Origin of the sequence: Paenibacillus cremeus, from assembly GCF_007786445.1 — a bacterium.
GTDB lineage: Bacteria > Bacillota > Bacilli > Paenibacillales > NBRC-103111 > Paenibacillus_G > Paenibacillus_G cremeus.
Map to the genome: position 1 here is coordinate 60,844 of NZ_VNJI01000042.1, position 6,112 is coordinate 66,955.

Below are 6,112 nucleotides of genomic sequence, written 5' to 3' on the forward strand. Positions count from 1 at the left end.
ACTATCGCCTCCTATTGGAATTACCGATAAGAGCCTTACGTTCTTTCGGGATTTCTGAGCGCTTATTGAGAAAGGACTTGAGAATATATGTGTAATTTCTATTAAATTGATCATCCTGCTGAAGCAAAAATTCAATAATCTCTTTGTCGCTTAGACAATTTGAGCGGTAGCTACGCGGCAACCTTAATGCTGAATAGATATCGGAGATGGCCGCAATACACCCAATTTCACTTTGATTCGTGGTGCCATGAGGATAGCCGCTGCCATCAAGTCTTTCATGGTGTGAGTAGCAAAATTGAAGGATATCCGAACCAAAGTCAAGCTGTTTTAACACATCATGTCCAACCTTCACATGTTCAACAACCAATGTTCTTTCTTCAATGTTCAGACGGTATGATGATTTCAAAATATAATCCGGCATTGACAATTTTCCTATGTCATGTAGCAAACCGGCGAGAAACATCCGTTCTGCATGACAGGAAGTGAGACAAATGTTTATGGTTAAGTGGTAGGCAATAAATGCAACAACCACAGAATGATTCGCGGTTGCCGGATCGCGGCAATTCATGGAAACAAACAGTGCCCTGCCTTTCTCCCACTCTTGATCACCTTTGTACTTACTGAATAACTGAAGAAACAAAGATTGAGAGTCCAACAAAACATCGTCCATGTGGCGCCTCCTAGCAAAAATACAAAAAATATTCTGCAACATCTAAGAAGTAACCTGGAATTCCAGTAATTTTCTACATGAAGTAAATTTCCCGATCATCCGTTTGATCCCGAGACAATGATACGATATATCAAACCGTATATAAAATGATTATAAATTATTAGGAGCATACCAACTTTGATATGAATAGAGGGCTAATGCAATTAATTGTTAAGATTTCCGATACGAGAAACTTCACAAAAGCAGGGAAAGAACTCTACATGACGCAGCCTGCAGTCAGCCGTGCAGTGGGAAAACTTGAAGCTGAGTTGGGGGTAAAGCTTATTGCCCGCGATCGTTGTTATGGCGTTCATTTCACGGATATCGGTGAACGTATTTTGGGAGTCTTCAAAGAGATTTTGACTTGTTTTGAGAGAATTGATCAAGAGATTGCTCGCGAAAAAGGACTTGATACGGGCATTGTGAGGATCGGCGTTTTTCCCTTAGCCTCCTCCTACTTCATTCCCAAAATCATAAGCAGAATAACTGAGAAGTATCCGAAAATTGAATTCACACTTCATGAGGGAACCATTGCTGAAATAAAGGAAATGCTTGAATCAAGAGAGGTTGATGTTGGACTTATCGTTCCTTCCGGCCATCACGATGAACTCATAACATTCCCTTTGTACCGTGAAGAAATATACACGATATTTAAGGAGAATCATCCTCTTGCCGCGAAGTCCGTTATTCAGGCGGGCGATCTCATGGATCAACCCTTGATTATTAGCAAAGCCGACTGTAAGCCTCCCGTAATGGATTGGTTTGAGCAAGCCGGAAAAAAACCTCAAATAAAATATGTACTCAATAATTACATGACAACATTAAATATGGTCCAGGAGGGATTAGGTATTGGAATCATGTCTGAACTGTCTACAATGAATCTTCCTTCAAACGTAATCGTACGTAAGTTGGAACCGAAGTGGCATCGTGAAATTCATCTTGCCGTATCCTCATTAAAGGATTCTTCGATCGCTGTGCAGCTGTTTATTAGAATGGCGCTTCAACTATTCGAAAGTCGCTCAGGATCTGAGGTGAATCTACAATGACTTTAAAACCAGAATGCGGAACCCAACGTAGGAAATGATATAAAGTTCTTGTCAATTTCGGGAATGTTATAAAGTTCTTGTCATTTGTTTTTGACAAGAACTTTATAACATAAAACAAAAAAGCCGCGTTTTAGGGACTGTTGACAAACGTATCAATTTTATTTTCCGCGGCAATTAATGATATAAAATTCTTGTCACCCGACATTTCCCATGACCCCTATTGTTTTAGAGCATCCGTTTCACTTCAAACTGCAGGATCATCGATTCTGCAAGTGAAAACACTGGTGACCGGGGACCGTGGAGCTCGATTTCGATCCCGGGATGGTAAGTCTGGAATCCATACTTGAGCTGTTTTGGGACTCCGTTCTTCCTAATGATTTATTGAAGGAAGTTGGTCGGATTAAGCTTTTCGGCATAAGTCTCGTCATAACGATGTTATGTAACCATCGTCAGGAATCAGGAATGTGATAAAGTTCTTGTCATTGAAATTTGACAAAAACTTTATCCCATAAAACCAAAAAGCCGCGATGTAGGGACTGTTGACAAACGTATCAATTTAATAGGTTTTTTGGAGGGCCGTGTAGAATTTATCTCTATACGGTCTTTTTTACTTTGGAGGGTAATCCTATGATGGGTGTAGATGGAGCCAAACAAAACCAATTGATGTATATAAGCCTAGATGACCTCGTGCCTCAAGACCACTTATTGCGTGCTATTCGGAAAAAACTGGACTTTACTTTTATTTATGAAAAAGTGCAGCATCTCTACTCTCCTTTTGGGCGGAGATCAATTGACCCGGTTCTACTCATGAAGATGTTACTCATTGGATACTTGTTCGGAATCCCTTCAGAAAGAAAATTAGAGCAAGAAATCACTGTAAATTTAGCTTATCGTTGGTTTTTAGGTTTAGATCTGGGTGAAGCTGTGCCTGACCACTCCACGTTAAGTCAGAACCGTCGCACATAAACCAAACAAAGTGGTTGCCAGTATTTCTATCCACGTTAGCCGCCTAGGGATTAAGAAGCAAGCAATATAGAATACAATAATTGAAACAATTAAAAATACCATAACTCCCTCCGACAAACGAATAATTATTATATTATTCCCTCTGGCATCGGTTTCAATCATAAAAGCCCTTTTCGTTAGAGGTCGAGCTTATCATCTCGATTTTCTGTCGTTTTCCGCGCCGGATTTTTCTCGTTCATTTATTTAATATGAGCCAAGCTCTGAACGCCGATCTTATTACTGACAGCACGAACGCCTCGGACATTGCCACTATGTTCAGTGCTATGTTGATTTTTCGCCAGCTCGGCGACGTGCCCCACTCCGAATCGCCAGTGCGTGCAACCGAGGCAGCCATTGCCTTCATCACTTTTAGCATTGATCGAATATTCCTTGTATGCCATAAGAGAATGAATATTAAGTGGAAAATGTTGCAAAATAGGGTTGATGCTGAGTGAACTGACGGATTCTAAAACAGCAAACTGGGTTCGTCAACAAATTGAACAGATACGAGTTGATGTTGGCTTTGTAGCGACAAAAATCAGTCAGTCCTGCAACTCTTTATTATCTATGATCGCGCGTCAACCTTTTAGAAACCCTTCCGATCATAAGCTGTTGGCTGAAACGCAACTCTCATACCCTCCCCATGAGCTCGCAATGGTAGGCATTATTAGAAGGCAAATCATTGTATACATACAAGCACGCAGTGACGATAGAATGAGCAAAAAAAGTATCCGGAGCTCCTGCATTTGACACCGTGAATATTTTGGAAAATATTGATTTTAAGGAGACCGTGAAATAACGGATATAGGGCCAAATGAAGAATAAACCAAGTCGTTTTTTTAAAGCCAATGCAATCACGAATAAGTACAATCGAGGTGACACTCTTGATTATTCCTGTTCCCCGTAAATCATTCCAGGTAGCACACGAGAAGATTAAGGGTGCGGCTGTGTTTCATCCTAAATATCAGCCTGAGACCACTAACCCCAAGGTCAAACGTCGTTATCTACTCCACCGTTTATGGAGCTCCGATCTCCCTGTTATGACAGCCTTCCTTATGAATCCAAGTGCTGCGGATGAATTGGTTGGTGATGATACCGTTGATTATATTGTGCGGTACGCTAAACATAATGGAGGTGTATTGGAAGCCACGGTCGCTGTTCAGCAGAAGGCTGCTTCCTGGAGCTGCCTGCATGGCCCGTTTCACAGTGGGATGGGGAACCGTAATTTATCTCAAAATCCCCATTAATTATTAACTAGACAGACAGAGGCGATATGCCTCTGTCCATCAATTTGCCCACCGATGACACTTTCTAGCAGGCGCTTATGGGATCATAAAAGCTTGTATCACCGTTGTTAAGGACTGACGAGCAAAAGAGCCGCTACAGGCTCGATCATCTCCCCCTTGTTAGGGACAACCTAACATTTGAATGTGCAGAGTTCAACAGTCGCGGTCCCTATTGCGAGATCTCAAAGCGCCTATGTTTGTCTCGCCTTACATCCCACCGGAGACAAAATAATCAAATCAATTCTTCTACCTGAGGTTGTTGTTATCCATCATTTTGTACTGCATCAATAATTGTATCAATAATTAGTGCTAATACCATCGGTTATTCTGTATTACCAGGGTATACCAGTTAGGAGGTGACATTTCCTTTTCGATGTTGAGATGATTTTCTTCAAAGCATATAAACTGAGAACAAAATAGGTTTCCTGGGTTGATGAAAATGATCACTGCGGGAAGGAAAACTAGTAAAATTTCAACTTATGATAGTGCTGATGGGATTGAGTATGATGATAGTGGATCAATGAAATATCATCCGGATTTATCCATATCACGGTGTTCCTTTTACAGAGGAAGAACTCGAATACCATGGTTATTACTGGGATTATGACCATAATAGGACTTTAACCTTTGCATTGGGGAGAACGCAGCAAGCTTGCAGAAAATCGAATTTTCAGTTTAAGACAACAAGGTCGATATGAGTATTATAAAAACGTTTTGCACTATATTTAAAAAATTTGAATTAACTATTTTGTACTCATAGTATCGCTTTAAAAAAAGGCATCCGAATGACTCAAACTATTTCTATCAAAAACCGTGTCTAAAATTCTACTTACAAAAGAATTTCTACTTACAAAAGAATTATATAAACCTTCACTTTAAGGTTACTATGGTAGCCTTTAGCCTTATTAAAGCGATAAATGGATCAATACGCATGGAAAGCGAAATTGATATAGAGTATGAGAAAATCCCGCCAAGTTACTACACGGCGGGATTCTCTTTAATGCTTGCAATAAAAAAACTAAAAAATGGGAAGATTATCCAAATTATTCCCATCAAATCCGTCCGGTTCACTACGAAGGATATCGCGTCCATATTTGTGGAAGACATCCACATGCGCCAATTTTCCACTTTTTGCTTCGTTTAACGCTGTCACATAATCGAGTTCTCTACCGGATTCCGTTTTAATCGCAATAATGTCACCGTCTTCATTCTTTCGAACCGCTACGATTTGTTCTTTACCTCCTTCCGTTTTAATTTCTAGAGCTGCTCTTTGTTGTCCTTCTTGGCGGTATTGGTTATAGATTTCTTCGAAGTTAGCGTTGTCACTACTAGGATAATTATTTGGCATATATGCGCACCTCCAAGGTGTAGGATTCCCTGTCAGTTGAATACGCATACACAATCTCACACAAAATGTGGGTGGTATCACGCTGAAAAAATTAAATGAGGTTAGACCTCTAAGATACATAAATAATATAGACTTAAAAAGCCCGATCCTGTGTGTGAACACGCATCCGGGCTTTTTCGCAACTCATATTGTCATATTTGTGGTGAATTCAATGCTTCTACTAGCTTTGAACGGTTAATACTGAACTAAGGCTGCGGCAAAGGATATGCTTTTTTAAACTTTCTTTACAGATGGCTTGATTGCATGCTAATGGATCCATGTTATGATCAGCAAGCCTATGATGGCTACAACGGTTAAGTGAATTCCGTTGGCCCGGAACCCAGCCTCAATTCCTGTAGCAACTCCGGAGAGTCGGCTTACAAGCATATTTAACGGATTGACCGGGCTTAATACAGACGAGATCGACCACCCTAGCATAAGCAACACGGCAAGCACGTGATTTGTCGTACCAAGCTCGTGGGCGTTCATTTGAGTGACTAATGCGGTCACGATCACCATTGGATGAATGCCTACGAACGTGACGGCTATGATAATAAACACTACGCTAATGGCAAAAAGTAAAAATGACTGATGAGCCAGGCCTTCAAGAACCCATTTGATCCCGTTACCAAGGCTCGTCCCCTGCATGGAGAATCCCATTAGTCCTGCACTCGTAAAC

The 6,112-nt window shown here is 40.7% G+C and carries 5 protein-coding genes and 1 pseudogene; 3 read left to right on the forward strand and 3 right to left on the reverse strand.

Annotation, left to right across the window (positions count from 1 at the left end; translation table 11 throughout):
• Nucleotide 1 precedes the first annotated feature (1 nt).
• Complete coding sequence (locus FPZ49_RS25505; protein WP_186446089.1) at nucleotides 2–670, reverse strand: HD-GYP domain-containing protein; 669 nt, start codon at nucleotides 668–670, stop codon at nucleotides 2–4.
• Nucleotides 671–852: 182 nt separating this feature from the next.
• Between FPZ49_RS25505 and FPZ49_RS25510 the strand changes: the two genes are divergently transcribed.
• The 3 genes and pseudogenes from FPZ49_RS25510 (at nucleotide 853) to FPZ49_RS25520 (ending at nucleotide 4,007) form a co-directional block, all read left to right on the forward strand.
• Nucleotides 853–1,755, forward strand: coding sequence for a LysR family transcriptional regulator (locus FPZ49_RS25510; RefSeq protein ID WP_144852481.1), 903 nt, complete (start codon nucleotides 853–855; stop codon nucleotides 1,753–1,755).
• 627 nt (nucleotides 1,756–2,382) lie between these two features.
• A pseudogene (locus FPZ49_RS25515) lies at nucleotides 2,383–2,715 on the forward strand (transposase); the annotation flags it as partial.
• A 929-nt stretch (nucleotides 2,716–3,644) separates the two neighbouring features.
• Nucleotides 3,645–4,007, forward strand: a complete 363-nt coding sequence (locus tag FPZ49_RS25520; protein ID WP_186446091.1) for a DUF1643 domain-containing protein — start codon at nucleotides 3,645–3,647, stop codon at nucleotides 4,005–4,007.
• A 1,057-nt stretch (nucleotides 4,008–5,064) separates the two neighbouring features.
• Here FPZ49_RS25520 and FPZ49_RS25525 read toward each other — a convergent pair.
• Together FPZ49_RS25525 and FPZ49_RS25530 are read right to left on the reverse strand one after the other, a co-directional pair.
• Nucleotides 5,065–5,394 (reverse strand): DUF3892 domain-containing protein, encoded by a 330-nt coding sequence (locus FPZ49_RS25525; RefSeq protein ID WP_144852487.1) that lies wholly within the window; start codon nucleotides 5,392–5,394, stop codon nucleotides 5,065–5,067.
• 306 nt (nucleotides 5,395–5,700) lie between these two features.
• Nucleotides 5,701–6,112, reverse strand: a 412-nt coding sequence (locus tag FPZ49_RS25530) for a hypothetical protein (protein ID WP_222429969.1), incomplete at its 5' end; no start/stop codon positions are given.